The organism is Pseudomonas sp. JR33AA, from assembly GCF_021378985.1.
Classification (GTDB): Bacteria; Pseudomonadota; Gammaproteobacteria; order Pseudomonadales; family Pseudomonadaceae; genus Aquipseudomonas; species Aquipseudomonas alloputida.
The window spans coordinates 610515-625245 of sequence record NZ_JAJSAW010000001.1 but is presented as its reverse complement, the minus strand read 5'-3'; the positions used below and the strand labels follow the sequence as shown (position 1 = coordinate 625245).

13 protein-coding genes are annotated in these 14731 nt (G+C 62.8%); 7 read left to right on the top strand and 6 right to left on the bottom strand.

Annotated features, from left to right (window positions below; translation table 11 throughout):
- Positions 1–16: 16 nt before the first annotated feature.
- Both LVS58_RS02745 and LVS58_RS02740 read right to left on the bottom strand, forming a co-directional pair.
- Positions 17–1570: a phospholipase D family protein gene (locus LVS58_RS02745; RefSeq protein WP_233689780.1), complete on the bottom strand. Its 1554-nt coding sequence runs from the start codon at positions 1568–1570 to the stop codon at positions 17–19.
- Positions 1571–1630: 60 nt separating this feature from the next.
- Positions 1631–3061: an aminotransferase-like domain-containing protein gene (locus LVS58_RS02740; RefSeq protein WP_233689779.1), complete on the bottom strand. Its 1431-nt coding sequence runs from the start codon at positions 3059–3061 to the stop codon at positions 1631–1633.
- A gap of 178 nt (positions 3062–3239) precedes the next feature.
- On the opposite strand from LVS58_RS02740, the gene LVS58_RS02735 reads away from it, so the two are divergent.
- Positions 3240–3470, top strand: coding sequence for a DUF1127 domain-containing protein (locus LVS58_RS02735; RefSeq protein WP_012054093.1), 231 nt, complete (start codon positions 3240–3242; stop codon positions 3468–3470).
- An 88-nt stretch (positions 3471–3558) separates the two neighbouring features.
- Here the strand turns inward: LVS58_RS02735 and LVS58_RS02730 are convergent, their stop codons facing one another.
- A complete protein-coding gene (locus LVS58_RS02730) occupies positions 3559–4851 on the bottom strand; it encodes an NAD(P)/FAD-dependent oxidoreductase (RefSeq protein ID WP_233689778.1) in 1293 nt (430 codons plus the stop codon).
- A 107-nt stretch (positions 4852–4958) separates the two neighbouring features.
- On the opposite strand from LVS58_RS02730, the gene LVS58_RS02725 reads away from it, so the two are divergent.
- Entirely contained in the window at positions 4959–5312 is a 354-nt protein-coding gene (locus tag LVS58_RS02725; protein ID WP_233689777.1) for a YkgJ family cysteine cluster protein, read from the top strand.
- 2 nt (positions 5313–5314) lie between these two features.
- Here the strand turns inward: LVS58_RS02725 and LVS58_RS02720 are convergent, their stop codons facing one another.
- A complete protein-coding gene (locus tag LVS58_RS02720; RefSeq protein WP_003253520.1) occupies positions 5315–5803 on the bottom strand; it encodes an Lrp/AsnC ligand binding domain-containing protein in 489 nt (162 codons plus the stop codon).
- 156 nt (positions 5804–5959) lie between these two features.
- Between LVS58_RS02720 and dadA the strand changes: the two genes are divergently transcribed.
- The 5 genes from dadA (at position 5960) to LVS58_RS02695 (ending at position 11696) form a co-directional block, all read left to right on the top strand.
- The gene (gene dadA, locus LVS58_RS02715; RefSeq protein ID WP_233689776.1) at positions 5960–7264 is read left to right on the top strand and encodes a D-amino acid dehydrogenase; all 1305 of its coding nucleotides are present in this window, start codon (positions 5960–5962) and stop codon (positions 7262–7264) included.
- A 144-nt stretch (positions 7265–7408) separates the two neighbouring features.
- Entirely contained in the window at positions 7409–8482 is a 1074-nt protein-coding gene (alr, locus tag LVS58_RS02710; RefSeq protein ID WP_233689775.1) for an alanine racemase, read from the top strand.
- Positions 8483–8589: 107 nt separating this feature from the next.
- Complete coding sequence (locus LVS58_RS02705) at positions 8590–9138, top strand: cupin domain-containing protein (protein ID WP_003253526.1); 549 nt, start codon at positions 8590–8592, stop codon at positions 9136–9138.
- Positions 9139–9292: 154 nt separating this feature from the next.
- A complete protein-coding gene (locus tag LVS58_RS02700) occupies positions 9293–9697 on the top strand; it encodes a c-type cytochrome (RefSeq protein WP_233689865.1) in 405 nt (134 codons plus the stop codon).
- Positions 9698–9836: 139 nt separating this feature from the next.
- Positions 9837–11696: an acetyl-CoA hydrolase/transferase C-terminal domain-containing protein gene (locus LVS58_RS02695; protein WP_233689774.1), complete on the top strand. Its 1860-nt coding sequence runs from the start codon at positions 9837–9839 to the stop codon at positions 11694–11696.
- 110 nt (positions 11697–11806) lie between these two features.
- On the opposite strand, the gene LVS58_RS02690 is transcribed toward LVS58_RS02695, so the two are convergent.
- Complete coding sequence (locus LVS58_RS02690; protein ID WP_003253535.1) at positions 11807–12379, bottom strand: xanthine phosphoribosyltransferase; 573 nt, start codon at positions 12377–12379, stop codon at positions 11807–11809.
- 64 nt (positions 12380–12443) lie between these two features.
- The gene (rep, locus tag LVS58_RS02685; protein ID WP_233689773.1) at positions 12444–14453 is read right to left on the bottom strand and encodes a DNA helicase Rep; all 2010 of its coding nucleotides are present in this window, start codon (positions 14451–14453) and stop codon (positions 12444–12446) included.
- Between the last annotated feature and the right edge of the window lie 278 nt (positions 14454–14731).

Below are 14731 nucleotides of genomic sequence, written 5' to 3'. Positions count from 1 at the left end.
GCCCCCGGAATCGCAGCTACAGCATCTTCTCCAGGCCAACCGCCTTGCTGATCCAAGCATTGAACCGCCGCCAGATCCCACCCGGCTCAGACGTCAGCACGTGCCGTTGGCCATTGTCCTCGGTTGCCCATACCAGCTTGTTACCTACCAGTTTCACCTGATAGCTCAGCGCAGGCGCCATACCCTGCTGGGCCAGTTCGCGGGTGTATTCGGCCAGCTCCGGGCTATCCACCAGTACCCCGACCTCGGTGTTCCACAATACTGAGCGCGGGTCGAAGTTGAACGAGCCGATGAAGGTCTTGCGCCGGTCGAACACGATCGCCTTGGTGTGCAGGCTCGAATCCGAGCTGCCACGGAAACTCAATCGCCCCGCGCTGGGGTCGCCTGGCTGGCGGCGAAGTTCGTAAAGCTGCACCCCGTGCTCAAGCAAGGCGCGCCGATAGGGGGCATAGCTTCCATGCACTGCCGGCACATCAGTGGCTTCCAGCGAGTTGGTCAGCAGCTTCACCGAAACGCCAGCGTCGGCGCGGCCGGTCAGGTACAGCAGCCCCGGTTCGCGCGGTACAAAGTAGGCCGATGCCAGGACCAGCTCGCGGTGCACGTTAGCCAGGTCCGGTGCCAGTTGCTGGCTCAGCAGCAACTGCGGGTCCGGTTCGTCTTCGGCCAACACCTTGCTGGGTGCATCCCATAGCGCCTGGGCGTGCGCCCAGATCAGCTCGTTGCGCCACACATCCAGGCGCGGCTGCGACTGGTAGGCCATCAAGCGGTCGTACAGGGCCTTGCGCTGGGTCCTGGCTTTGGCCAGCGACACTTCCAGGCGCTGGCGGCTGGCCCGCAGGTCGCTGGCATCCGGGTCATGCCAGAGGAAATCGGTGATCGGCCGGCTGAGAGCGCTGTTCCAGTACTGGTCGAAGCTGTGCCCCAGCTGTTCGGCTACCGGGCCCACGCCCAGCAGGTCGATGTCGGTGAAGTTGAGATTGGGCTCAGCATCGAAATACTCGTCGCCCAGGTTGCGCCCGCCGACGATGGCCATGCTGTTGTCCACCAGGAACAGCTTGTTGTGCATGCGCCGGTGCTGGCGCGACAAGTTGAACAGCCGGCCCACGGCGCGCGTAACGCCGGTACTGCGCCCCAGATGCAATGGGTTGAACACACGGATATGGATGTTGGGGTGGGCATTGAGGGTGCCCATGACGGTGTCCAGGCCGTCGCTGGTGGTGTCGTCGAGCAGGATGCGCACGCGCACGCCACGGTCGGCAGCGCGCAGCAGTTCATGCACAAGGGCGCGGGTACTGAGGCCGTCGTGGACGATGTAGTACTGCAGGTCGATGCTCGCCTGGGCGTTGCGTATCAGTTCGGCGCGGGCGCGAAATGCCTCGTTGCTGTTGGGCAGCAGGCGAAAGCCCGAGCGGCCGCCATAGGGCGCGGCCTGGCGCAGCACCGAGCGGCCAAAGGCCGAGTCGTGGGCAGGCAACGCCTGACTGGTTTCGCGGGGCGCGCTGATGCTTGTGCAACCGGCAAGGCCGAGCAACAACACCAGCAGCAGAGGCAAGGCTCGCTGGAGTCTCAAGGGTGGACCGTCCTGTGCAGCAAGGGCTTTTGAGGTTTGACCGTGACGGGCGGCGCAAAGTTACGCGTCGGCGCTTTCGTCATCCAGTAGACGAAGGGCGGTTTCACCGACCTTACGCACGGAGGCTTCGATTTGCGGCGTTGGCCTGGCAGCGAAGTTCATGCGCAGGCAGTGCCGGAACTTGCCCGAGGCCGAAAAGATGCTGCCTACGGCAACCTGCACGCCCTGCTCCAGTAAAGCGCGGTTCAGCCGAAGCGTGTCGAGTTGTTCGGGTAATTCCACCCACAGCATGAAGCCGCCCTGGGGCCGGCTGACCCGGGTGCTTGCCGGGAAATAGCGGGTCACCCAGTCGCTCATCAGGTCGCGGCTACGCTGGTACTGGCTGCGCATGCGCCGTACATGGGGCTGGTAGTGCCCGCCGGCGATGAAGTCAGCGATGGCCAACTGAGGCTGGCTGGCGGTGCTGCCGGTGCTGATGTACTTCATGTGCAGCACGCGTTCCAGGTAGCGCCCAGGTGCCACCCAGCCGATCCGCAGGCCGGGCGCGAGGGTTTTGGAGAACGAACTGCAGAGCAGCACGCGGCCATCGTCGTCGAACGACTTCAGGGTGCGTGGGCGTGGGTAGGTATAGGCCAGGTCGCCGTACACATCGTCTTCCAGAATCGCCACGTCATAGCGTTGGGCGAGGCTCAGCAGGGCCTTCTTGCGGGCCTCGGGCATGATGTAGCCCAGCGGGTTGTTGCAGCTGGGGGTGATCTGGATGAGCTTGATCGGCCACTGCTCCAGGGCCAGCTCCAGCGCCTCCAGGCTGATGCCGGTGACCGGGTCCGTGGGGATTTCCAGCGCTTTCATGCCCAAGCCCTTGAGGGTTTGCATGGCGCCGTGGAAGCTGGGCGAGTCGACCGCGACAATGTCACCTGGTTCGCAGACCGCGCGGATGCTGCATGACAGCGCCTCGTGGCAGCCGGTGGTGATCACCAGGTCGGCCGGCCCCAGGCGGCAGCCGGAGTCGAGCATCAGCCGGGCCACCTGTTCGCGCAGGGCCAGATTACCGTGGATGTTGTCGTAGTACAGGCCAGGCATGTCCTGGCGTCGGCTCAACTGGGCAAGGCTGCGCAGCAGTGGCTTCAGGGTAGGGCTGTCGATGTCGGGCATGCCGCGGCCCAGTTGCACCACATCCTGGCGTGGCGTACTGCGCACCAGCTCAAGCACCTGTTCCCACTGCGAGATGTCCACCGGGCGCTGGGCCGGGCGGCTGACTGCGGGCAGTGCCGGCAACTGCCGTTGGTCGCTGACAAAGTAGCCGGACTTGGGCCGTGGCGAGACCATGCCGCTGTCTTCGAGCATGCGATAGGCCTGCTGCACGGTGCTCAGGCTGACCCCGTGCTCCTCACTCAGTGCGCGCACAGACGGCAGGCGCTGGCCGGGGCGATAGAGCCCCTGCTCGATGCGGGCGCCGAGTATTTCGGCGAGATTCAGGTAGAGGGTCACGGCATACTCCTGCGCTGCATTGGCATAGCGACCGGTACAGTTGGCCCGAAAATACAGCATTCAGTCGGTCGGCGGCCAATTCTGTATGGGAATAATAAGGCTGTATTGGATCTGTATTGTCGAGGGTGCCGACGCGCATGCTTTCTCCACGGTAACAACTGAACGGGAGGAGGCGGTGATGGGTGGCATGAGCGATGTGCGCTTGCAACTGTTGGCCAAGGAACTGGAAGCCGGGCAGCAGGCCAAGGTGTTCAACGCGCCAGAGGGTTTGGGGCGTTGGGGGCTGATGCTGCATCGCTGGCATACCCGCAGGGCGTTGCTGCAACTGACCGATGACGAGTTGCGCGATGTCGGGCTGAGCTGGGAGCAGGCCCGGATCGAAGGGCAGAAACCCTTCTGGAAGGACTGACACGGCTACCCAGGGTTTGCTCATGTGAAACGCCCTGAGATTGGATTTTTGTCCAACGTCAGGGCGCAGTTCATGGGCCGCACAGCACTCAAGTCAGCTCTTTCAGGCGATGCCACAGCATGCCCAACGCCAGCAGTGGCGAGCGCAGGTGCTTGCCGCCAGGGAAGGTGATGTGCGGCACCTTGTTGAAAAGGCCGAAGCGCCCGCTTTCCTGGCCACTGATGGCTTCACCCAGCAGGCGCGCAGCCAGGTGGGTGGCGTTGAGCCCATGGCCCGAGTAGGCCTGGGCGTAGTACACGTTCGGCTGGCTGGCCAAGCGGCCAACCTGCGGCAGGCGATTGGCACCAATGCCGATCATGCCGCCCCACTGGTAGTCGATGCGCACGTCGGCAAGCTGCGGGAACACCTTGAGCATCTTCGGCCGCATGTAGGCGGCGATGTCCTTCGGGTCGCGGCCTGAATAGTGGCAGGCACCGCCGAACAGCAGGCGGTGGTCCGCGGACAGGCGGTAGTAGTCCAGCGCCACGCGCTGGTCACACACCGCCATATTCTGCGGCAACAACGCGCGTGCGCGTTCTTCGCCCAGCGGCTCGGTGGCGATGATGTAGCTGCCCGCCGGCAGCACCTTGCCGCCCAGCTCGCGGTTGAGGTCGTTGTGGTAGGCGTTGCAGCACAGTACCAGGGTCTTGGCCCGTACCCGGCCTTGTGCGGTCTGTACCCGTACTTCAGGGCCATAGTCGATGCCGGTCACCTCGGACTGCTCGAACAGCTTTACGCCCAGGCGGGCAGCCACGGCCGCTTCACCCAGCGCCAGGTTGAGCGGGTGCAAGTGCCCGGAGCCCATGTCGATCAGCCCGCCCACATAGCAATCGGCACCGACCACGCTGTGGATATCGTCCTTGCCGACCAGCCGCAGCTCATGCGCGTAGCCCAGGCTACGCAGCTCTTCGGCGTCTTCGGCAAAGCCCAGCAGCTCGGCAGGTTTGTTGGCCAGGTCGCAGTAGCCCCAGGTCAGGTCGCAGGCGATGGCATGCTTCTCGACCCGCTCACGGACGATCTGTACGGCCTCCAGGCCCATCAGCTTCATGGTGCGTACGCCTTCCTCGCCGATGACCGGGAGGAACTGCTCCAGGCCATGGCCGACGCCGCGAATCAGCTGCCCGCCATTGCGCCCGCTGGCGCCCCAGCCAAGCTTGCGCGCTTCCAGCAGGATGACCGAGAAACCACGCTCGGCCAGCTCGATGGCGGTGTTCAGGCCCGAGTAGCCGCCGCCGATGATGCACACGTCGGCGTTGTGTTCGCCTTGCAGGAAGGCGTGGTCGGGGTGTGGCGCGCTGCTGGCGGCGTAATAGGATGCGGCGTGCTGCGCGCTGTGGATCATTGAGTCGGTCCTGTGGCGGGTGAGCTAGAGGGAGGAGGATAAGCTGGGGTAGGGTGGTGGGCAAATCGGCCTATAATCCCGCCAATCTCTCAGCTTTGTACCAAGCCATGTCCTGCAACCGCCACAAGATCCACTTCCTGCGCGAACTCATCCCCTCTTTCGAGTGCGAGCCCGGCTGCCACGACTGCTGCGGCCCGGTCACCACCTCGGCGGAGGAAATGGCCCGCCTGCCGCGCAAGTCCCAGGCTGAGCAGGACGCGGCTTTGGAGCGTCTGGACTGTGTGCACCTGGGCCCCAACGGCTGCACGGTGTATGAAGAGCGGCCGATGATCTGCCGGCTGTTCGGTACCACCCCGCGCATGGCCTGCCCGCGTGGTCGTGGCCCTGAACCGATGATCGACTCCGCCGCTGAACAGTTGGTCCACCAGTTCATTGCCACCACCCGCCAGGTGCTGGTCTAGCCTCAGTCCGGGATCGGCAGGCAGAGGCTTTCCTTCACCTCTTCCATCACGATGTAACTCTTCGATTCGCGCACATGCGGCAGTTTCAGCAGGATGTCCCCGAGCAGCTTGCGGTACGAGGCCATTTCCGAAATACGCGCTTTCACCAGGTAGTCGAAGTCGCCGGACACCAGGTGGCATTCCAGCACGTGGGGCAGCTTCAAGACCGCGCGGCGGAACTCCTCGAAGGTATCGCCCGACTTGTAGTCCAGGCTGATTTCCACGAACACCAGCAGGCTGCCCTTGAGGTGCTGCGGGTTCAGGCGGGCGTTGTAGCCCATGATGATGCCCTCGCGCTCCAGGCGGCGAACCCGCTCGGTACAAGGGGTGGTGGACAGCCCAACTTTCTCGCCCAGTTCGGTGAAGGAAATACGCCCGTCATTCTGCAGGATGCGCAGGATGTTGCGGTCGATCTTGTCCAGTTCACGCTTGGTCTGGTGCTGGGTTCTCATAGGGGATGCCCCTCCGTGAAAGGCGATTTTGCCGAGAATTCTCGCCAATAATAGGCTTTTATATAGTGAATTGCACTGGTCTCAAATTCCTATACTGCGCCCATTCATGCCATTTCAATAAATGTATGCGGCGCGCCGCGTGTGAGGGATAAAACGATGCGAGTTCTGGTACTTGGTAGCGGTGTAATCGGAACCGCCAGTGCCTACTACCTGGCCCGGCAAGGTTTCGAGGTCACGGTGGTCGACCGCCAGCCGGCGGTGGCCATGGAAACCAGCTTTGCCAACGCCGGCCAGATCTCGCCCGGCTATGCCTCGCCCTGGGCTGCCCCTGGTGTGCCGCTCAAAGCAGTCAAATGGCTGCTGGAGCGTCACGCTCCCCTGGCCATCAAGCTCACGGGCGACGTCGACCAGTACCTGTGGATGGCACAGATGCTGCGCAACTGCACCGCCAGCCGTTACGCGGTGAACAAGGAGCGTATGGTGCGCCTGTCCGAGTACAGCCGTGACTGCCTTGACGAGCTGCGCGCCGAAACCGGCATCAACTACGAAAACCGCAGCCTGGGCACCACCCAGCTGTTCCGCACCCAGGCCCAGGTCGATGCTGCGGCCAAGGACATTGCCGTACTCGAACAGTCCGGTGTGCCCTACGAGCTGCTCGACCGCGACGGCATTGCCCGCGTCGAACCCGCCCTGGCCGGCGTGAAAGATATCCTGGCCGGCGCCCTGCGCCTGCCGAACGACCAGACTGGCGACTGCCAGCTGTTTACCACCAAGCTCGCCGACATGGCGTTGAAGCTGGGCGTGGAATTCCGCTTCGGCCAGGACATCCAGCGCCTGGACTTCGCGGGTGACCGCATCAATGGCGTGTGGATCGACGGCAAGCTGGAGACGGCAGACCGCTACGTGCTGGCGCTGGGCAGCTACTCGCCACAGATGCTCAAGCCGCTGGGCATCAAGGCTCCGGTGTATCCATTGAAAGGCTACTCGCTCACCGTGCCGATCACCAACGCCGACATGGCTCCGACCTCGACCATTCTCGACGAGACCTACAAGGTCGCCATCACCCGTTTCGATAACCGCATCCGCGTTGGCGGGATGGCTGAAATCGCCGGTTTTGACCTGTCGCTGAACCCGCGCCGGCGCGAAACACTGGAGATGATCGTCAACGACCTTTATCCTCGCGGCGGTGACTTGAGCCAGGCCAGCTTCTGGACCGGCCTGCGCCCGGCAACCCCGGACGGTACGCCGATCGTCGGCGCCACGGCCTTCCGCAACCTGTTCCTGAACACCGGTCACGGCACTTTGGGCTGGACCATGGCGTGTGGTTCCGGTCGCTTGCTGGCCGACCTGATTGCGCGCAAGAAGCCGCAGATCAGTGCCGAAGGCCTGGACATTTCCCGTTATGGCAACAACCCGGAAGTGGCCAAGCACGGGCAAAGCGCGCCGGTTCACCAGCAGTAATAGCCTGTGCCGGCCCTTTCGCGGGCTTGCCCGCTCCACCAGGAACACCACAGCTATTGAACGCTGTGCATTACCTGTGGGAGCGGGCAAGCCCGCGAAGAATCCACCACCGATTTCAACCCGAACCACCATAAGGCAGCCGCCATGCGTCCCGCCCGCGCCCTGATCGACCTCCAGGCCCTGCGCCACAACTACCGTCTGGCCCGTGAACTGACGGGTGCCAAAGCCCTCGCCGTGATCAAGGCTGACGCCTATGGCCACGGCGCCGTGCGCTGCGCCCTGGCCCTGGAGGCCGAGGCCGACGGCTTTGCCGTGGCCTGCATCGAGGAGGCGCTGGAACTGCGCGCCGCCGGTATCAATGCCCCGGTGCTGCTGCTGGAAGGTTTTTTTGAAGCCAGCGAACTGGCACTGATCGCCGAGCACGCCCTGTGGTGCGTGGTGCACTCGCTGTGGCAGCTGGAAGCCATCGAGAAAACCCCGCTGCACAAGCCGCTCACCGTCTGGCTGAAGCTGGACAGTGGCATGCACCGCGTTGGCCTGCACCCCAAGGACTACCACGATGCCTATCAGCGACTGCTGGCCAGTGGCAAGGTTTCGCGCATCGTGTTGATGAGCCACTTCGCTCGCGCCGACGAACTGGACGCTGACGCGACGTCCCAGCAGATCGCCGTGTTCGAAGCTGCCCGACAGGGCCTGGCCGCCGAATGCAGCCTGCGTAACTCACCCGGTGTGCTGGGCTGGCCGCAAGCCCCCAGCGACTGGGTGCGCCCAGGCCTGATGCTGTACGGCGCTACGCCGTTCGAAGTGGCGCAAGCCGAGGCCGCACGCCTGCAACCGGTGATGACCCTGCAATCGCGGGTGATCAGCGTGCGCGAGCTGCCTGCCGGCGAGCCGGTGGGCTATGGTGCCAAGTTTGTCAGCCCTCGGCCGACCCGCGTGGGTGTGGTCGCCATGGGCTATGCCGATGGCTACCCGCGCCAGGCGCCCAACGGCACCCCGGTGCTGGTCGCCGGCAAGCGCACCCAGCTGATCGGCCGGGTGTCGATGGACATGCTCAGCATCGACCTCACCGACGTACCGCAAGCCACTGTCGGCAGCCCGGTCGAACTATGGGGCAAGCAGGTGCTGGCCAGTGAAGTGGCCGCGCATGCGGGCACCATTCCCTATCAGATCTTCTGCAACCTGAAGCGAGTACCACGGGACTACGTCGGCGAATGAGACGCTGAAGCGGACACGTTTGGGGCGGTGTGTTGTAAATACTGAACGGCATTGCCATGATATCGTTCACATCCACCCCCCTTTCACCGTTTCAGGAGGCTCCAGCTTTGGACGTCGGCGAACGACTGCAAGCCATCCGCAAGCTCAAGGGCCTGTCGCAGCGCGAACTTGCCAAGCGTGCTGGCGTGACCAACAGCACCATCTCGATGATCGAGAAGAACAGCGTAAGCCCCTCTATCAGCTCGCTGCGCAAAGTGCTGAGCGGCATTCCCATGTCCATGGTCGAGTTCTTTTCGGTCGAGCTGGAGCCCCAAAGCCCCACTCAGATCGTCTACAAGGCCCACGAGCTGATCGATATCTCGGACGGTGCGGTGACCATGAAGCTGGTGGGCAAGTCGCACCCCAACCGTGCCATCGCTTTTCTGACCGAGGTGTACCCGCCAGGTGCGGACACCGGTGCCGAGATGCTGACCCACGACGGCGAGGAGACCGGTATCCTGCTTGAAGGCCGCCTGGAGCTGGTGGTCGGCAACGAGATTTTCGTGCTCGAAGAAGGCGACAGCTACTACTTCGAAAGCACCCGCCCGCACCGCTTCCGCAACCCATTCGACCAGCCGGCGCGGCTGATCAGTGCGGCGACGCCTTCAAACTTTTGATCCAGCGCAGTGCATTGATTCGGCAATACCCCTTTCCTGTGTGGGGTCGTTTCACGGCCTCTGGGTTCCCGCTATACTTTTCAACGCTCGCCGATCCGTGGCCGCGAGCGTGATTAGCCACCATGAGGGTGTTCGCGTGAATCAAATCAAGAAGATGCTGGCCGTACCAGCAGCCATATTCGCCCTCTGGGCAATGAACGCAACCGCTGCGACCAATGACGACATTGCCAAACGCCTGGAGCCGGTTGGCCAGGTGTGCGTCCAGGGCCAGGAATGCAAAGGCATGGAAGTGGCCGCTGCAGCGGGTGGCGGGGGCGCCAAAACGCCGGATGAAATCATCGCCAAGCACTGCAATGCCTGCCATGGCAGCGGCTTGCTCGGCGCGCCTAAAATTGGTGACTCCGCGGCGTGGAAAGAGCGCGCCGACCACCAGGGCGGCCTGGATGGCATCCTGGCCAAGGCCATTACCGGCATCAACGCCATGCCGCCAAAGGGCACCTGTGCCGACTGCTCCGATGAAGACCTGAAAGGGGCAATCAAGAAAATGTCCGGGCTGTGATTTACAGCTGAATTGCATAAGGCCCGCCGTTGATGGCGGGCTTTGTTTTTTTGTTGCCTGTGCCGGCCTCTTTGCGGGCAACCAATTACTTCAGCCCTATGTCCAACCCCTGAACCCATGGATGTCTCAGGAGGCCCCGATGCACCTCTGCTCCATCGACCAGGCTGTCGAGCAAGTCCTGGCGCGCCTGCCAGCCCATATCCACATGGGCCTGCCGCTGGGACTGGGCAAGCCCAATGCCTTCGTCAACGCACTTTACGCCCGCGTACGCGAGCTGCCCGAACGGCGCCTGACCCTCTATACCGCACTTTCCCTCGGCCGCCCGCCACTGGGCGACGGCCTGCAGCGGCGCTTTCTCGAACCCTTCGTCGAGCGAGTGTTCGCTGACTACGAAGAGCTCAGTTACCTCACAGACCTGCGCAACGACACGTTGCCATCCAATATTCGGGTCGAACAGTTCTTCATGCAGCCCGGCAGCCTGCTGCACAGCGAATCGGCCCAGCAGGACTACGTCAGCAGCAACTACAGCCACGCCGCACGTGATATCAATGCCAAGGGCCTTAACCTGGTCGCCCAGTTGGTGGCCGCCACTCCCGAAAAGCCCGTGCACCTGAGCCTGGCCTGCAACCCAGACATCACCCTCGACCTGCTGCCGATGATCGCCAAGCGCCGCGCTGCAGGCGAAACCATCCTCATGCTGGGCCAGGTGCATGCCGAACTGCCCTACATGCCAGGCGATGCCGAGCTGCCCATCGATGCCTTCGACCTGCTGCTCGATGAAGTCGAGCAACGCCGGCTGTTTTCCACGCCAAACATGCCGGTTGGCATCCAGGACCACTGCATCGGCCTGCACGCCAGCAGCCTGGTACGCGATGGCGGTACGCTGCAGATCGGCATTGGCGCCATGGGCGATGCGGTTGCGGCGGCATTGCTGGCACGTCAGGGCGACAATGCCGGTTACCGAGCGGTGCTCAAGGCGCTGGATGTCGGACCGTGGCAGGCTTTGATCGAGCGAGAGGGGGGCCTGGACACTTTTACCCACGGCTTGTACGGCTGCAGCGAGATGTTCGTCAACGGCCTGCTGGTGCTGGCCGAAGCAGGGCTGCTAAGACGCCCGGCGGACGAGCAGGGCGCAATACTGCATGGCGGCTTTTTCCTCGGCCCGCAAACGTTCTACCAGCGCTTGCGCGAGATGTCGCTGGAGCAGCGCGCGCAGTTTGCCATGACCCGTATCAGCTTCATCAACGAGCTATATGGGCAGGAGGAACTCAAGCGCCGCCAGCGTCGCGATGCGCGCTTCATCAACACCGCGTTCGGCATGACCCTGCTCGGCGCCGGGGTGGCCGACCAGCTGGAAGACGGCCGGGTACTCAGTGGTGTGGGCGGGCAGTACAACTTCGTTGCCCAGGGCCATGCGCTGGAGGGCGGGCGTTCGATCCTGCTATTGCGCAGCTGGCGCGAGGCAGGCGCAGAGGTGACCTCAAACCTGTTCTGGCGCTACGGCCACTGCACCATCCCCCGGCACCTGCGCGATATCGTGGTGACCGAGTACGGTATTGCTGACTTGCGTGGGCAGACCGACAGCGAGGTGATTGCGCGGTTGCTGGCGGTGAGCGATTCGCGGTTCCAGCCGGGCCTGATCAGGCAGGCCAAAGAAGCTGGCAAGCTTGCCGACGACTTTCAGCTGGCGGCGCGCTTTACCGACAATACCCCGCAACGCCTGGAGGCGATCAGGGCACAGCATGCGCGGTTGTTCCCGGAGTACCCGCTGGGCACGGATTTTACGGCCGAGGAACGGGATCTGTTGCGGGCGCTGAACTGGTTGAAGAGCAAGTTCAAGCTGAGCGAGGTGCTGGAGCTGGGCAAGGCCGCGCTGGATGCGCCGGGGCCGGAGGGTTATGAGCGGCATCTGGCGCGGATGGGGCTGGAGGTTGCGCAAGGGTTGAAGGAGGAGCTTTATCAGCGGCTACTGCTGGCAGGGTTACAGGCTACAAGATAATCGCTTGCGCACACTGGCCCCGTGTAGGAGCGGGTTTACCCGCGAATGCGATATTGAATCTGCCATCGCATTCGCAGGTAAACCCGTTCCTACGCCGGGGCGGTGAGGCCTTATTCGATGAAACTGACCACACCACCTTCCAGCGACTTCACCCGGGCCAGCGATTCAACGCGGTAACCCTGGCTGTCCAGTTCGGCACGGCCGCCCTGGAACGACTTCTCGATCACGATACCCAGGCCCGCCACGGTGGCACCTGCCTGCTTGATGATCGAGATCAGCGCCTGCGAGGCTTTACCGTTGGCCAGGAAGTCGTCGATCACCAGCACGCGGTCGCTGCTGTTGAGGTGACGCGGCGAGATGGCCACGGTGTTCTCGGTCTGCTTGGTGAAGGAATACACCGAGGCGGTCAGCAGGTTCTCGGTCAGGGTCAGCGACTGGTGCTTGCGAGCGAAGATGACCGGCACACCCAGTTTCAGACCGGTCATCACCGCCGGGGCAATGCCCGAAGCTTCGATGGTGACGATCTTGGTCACGCCGGCATCGGCGAACAGGCGGGCGAACTCGTCACCGATCAACTGCATCAGCGCCGGATCGATCTGGTGGTTGAGAAACGCGTCGACTTTGAGAACCTGGTCGGAAAGCACGATGCCTTCTTCGCGAATCTTCTGATGCAGTGCTTCCACTGTGATTTCCTCGATGTAACAAAGGTTGCCGCTGGAGGCGGCAAAGTTAAAGAGTAATGGTTGATCAGCGTTTGAGCATTGCCCGGATATCGGCCAGGGCGTTGTTGCCGCGGGCGGCCTTCACCTCGACCGGCGCATCGTCCAGGCCCTCCCAGGCCAGGTCGTCCGGAGGCAGTTCGTCGAGGAACCGGCTGGGCGTGCAGTCGATGATTTCACCGTACTGCTTGCGCTTGGCGGCGAAGGTGAAGGCCAGGGTCTGGCGCGCGCGGGTGATACCCACGTAGGCCAGGCGGCGTTCCTCTTCGATGGTGTCGGCCTCGATGCTGGAGCGGTGCGGGAGGATTTCCTCTTCCATGCCCATGATGAACACGTAGGGGAATTCCAGGCCCTTGGAGGCATGCAGGGTCATCATCTGCACACCTTCGGCGTTCTCTTCTTCTTCCTGCTGGCGCTCGAGCATGTCGCGCAGCACCAACTTGCCGATGGCGTCTTCGATGGTCATGTCACCCTCTTCGTCCTTCTCGAGGGTGTTTTTCAGCGCTTCCACCAGGAACCAGACGTTGCTGATCCGGAACTCTGCAGCCTTGTCGCTGGCGGTCTGCTGGCGGATCCAGTTCTCGTAATCGATGTCACGGATCATTTCGTGCAGCGCGGCAATCGGGTCTTCCAGGGCAACCTTGTGGCGCACCCCGTCCAGCCAGTGCTTGAAGCGCTGCAAACGCTCGGTGTAGCGCGCGTCCAGGTGCTCACCCAGGCCCAGCTCTTCGCTGGCGGCGTACATCGAAATGCCGCGCTCGGTGGCGTAGTTTCCGAGCTTTTCCAAAGTGGTGGAGCCGATCTCGCGGCGCGGCACGTTGATTACCCGCAGATAGGCGTTGTCATCGTCCGGGTTCACCAGCAGGCGCAGGTAGGCCATCAAATCCTTGACCTCCTGGCGGCCGAAGAAGCTGTTACCGCCCGAAAGGCGATACGGCACCTGGTGGTGCTGCAGCTTCAGTTCGATCAGCTTGGCCTGGTAGTTGCCGCGGTACAGGATGGCGAAGTCGCTGTACGGGCGGTTGGTGCGCAGGTGCAAGGTGAGGATTTCCATGGCCACGCGTTCGGCCTCGGCTTCCTCGTTCTTGCAGCGGATCACGCGTATCTCGTCGCCCACGCCCATTTCACTCCACAGCTGCTTTTCGAACGCATGCGGATTGTTGGCGATCAACACGTTGGCGCAGCGCAGGATGCGGCTGGTGGAGCGGTAGTTCTGCTCGAGCATGACGATCTTCAGGGAGGGGTAGTCCTCCTTGAGCAGCATCAGGTTCTCGGGGCGTGCACCGCGCCAGGCGTAGATCGACTGGTCGTCGTCGCCCACCACGGTGAACTGGTTGCGCATGCCGATCAGCATTTTCACCAACAGGTACTGGCTGGCGTTGGTGTCCTGGTATTCGTCCACCAGCAGGTAGCGCACGCGGTTCTGCCAGCGCTCCAGCACCTCGGGGTGCTCCTGGAACAGCTTGACCGGCTGCAGGATCAGGTCGTCGAAGTCCACCGCGTTGAACGCCTTGAGCGTGCGCTGATAGTGGGTGTAGACGATGGCGGCGGTCTGCTCGCGTGGGTTGCGCGCCTTTTCCAGGGCTTCTGGCGGCAGGATCAGGTCGTTCTTCCAGGCACCGATCATGTTCTTGATCTCGTCGATGCCGTCGTCGCCGGAATATTCCTTCTGCATGATGTCCGACAGCAGCGCTTTGATGTCGGACTCGTCGAAGATCGAGAAACCCGGCTTGTAGCCCAGGCGCTCGTGTTCCTTGCGGATGATGTTCAGGCCCAGGTTGTGGAACGTGCACACGGTCAGGCCACGGCCTTCCCCCGGGCGCAGCAAGGTGGCGACCCGCTCCTTCATCTCGCGCGCGGCCTTGTTGGTGAAGGTCATCGCCACGATGTACTGGGCGCGGATGCCGCAGTTCTGGATGAGGTGGGCAATCTTGCGCGTGATCACGCTGGTCTTGCCCGAACCTGCACCGGCGAGCACCAAAAGAGGGCCGCCGACATAGTCACGGGCTTCCTGCTGCCGGGGATTGAGTCGGGACATGCTAGAAACCGGAGGTCGCCAGAAAATAGCCGCGCATTCTAACAGGCATGGGGCCGTTGTGGCGCGACCGTCTGACGTCTGAGTCAGACTTTTGTCCGGCTAAGCATTAGTGTCACTAATGCTAGTAGCTGAAAAAATCATATTTGCCGGTTTGTCTCGTTTCGCGCAGGATGCACGACAAAATACGTCGGAATGCTACGCTCGAAAAAGCCATGCATAAAAGTGAAAATCATTTTCATTGAATGCAGTAGCATGCCCTACCGATCTTGTTGCACCGT

Excerpts from the sequence above, each read along its gene's own strand:
- LVS58_RS02735 (WP_012054093.1), top strand. The coding sequence starts at position 3,240 with ATGGGTGGCATGAGCGATGTGCGCTTGCAACTGTTGGCCAAGGAACTG.
- LVS58_RS02730 (WP_233689778.1), bottom strand. The coding sequence starts at position 4,851 with ATGATCCACAGCGCGCAGCACGCCGCATCCTATTACGCCGCCAGCAGC.
- LVS58_RS02725 (WP_233689777.1), top strand. The coding sequence starts at position 4,959 with ATGTCCTGCAACCGCCACAAGATCCACTTCCTGCGCGAACTCATCCCC.
- LVS58_RS02720 (WP_003253520.1), bottom strand. The coding sequence starts at position 5,803 with ATGAGAACCCAGCACCAGACCAAGCGTGAACTGGACAAGATCGACCGC.
- dadA (WP_233689776.1), top strand. The coding sequence starts at position 5,960 with ATGCGAGTTCTGGTACTTGGTAGCGGTGTAATCGGAACCGCCAGTGCC.
- alr (WP_233689775.1), top strand. The coding sequence starts at position 7,409 with ATGCGTCCCGCCCGCGCCCTGATCGACCTCCAGGCCCTGCGCCACAAC.
- LVS58_RS02700 (WP_233689865.1), top strand. The coding sequence starts at position 9,293 with ATGCTGGCCGTACCAGCAGCCATATTCGCCCTCTGGGCAATGAACGCA.
- LVS58_RS02695 (WP_233689774.1), top strand. The coding sequence starts at position 9,837 with ATGCACCTCTGCTCCATCGACCAGGCTGTCGAGCAAGTCCTGGCGCGC.
- rep (WP_233689773.1), bottom strand. The coding sequence starts at position 14,453 with ATGTCCCGACTCAATCCCCGGCAGCAGGAAGCCCGTGACTATGTCGGC.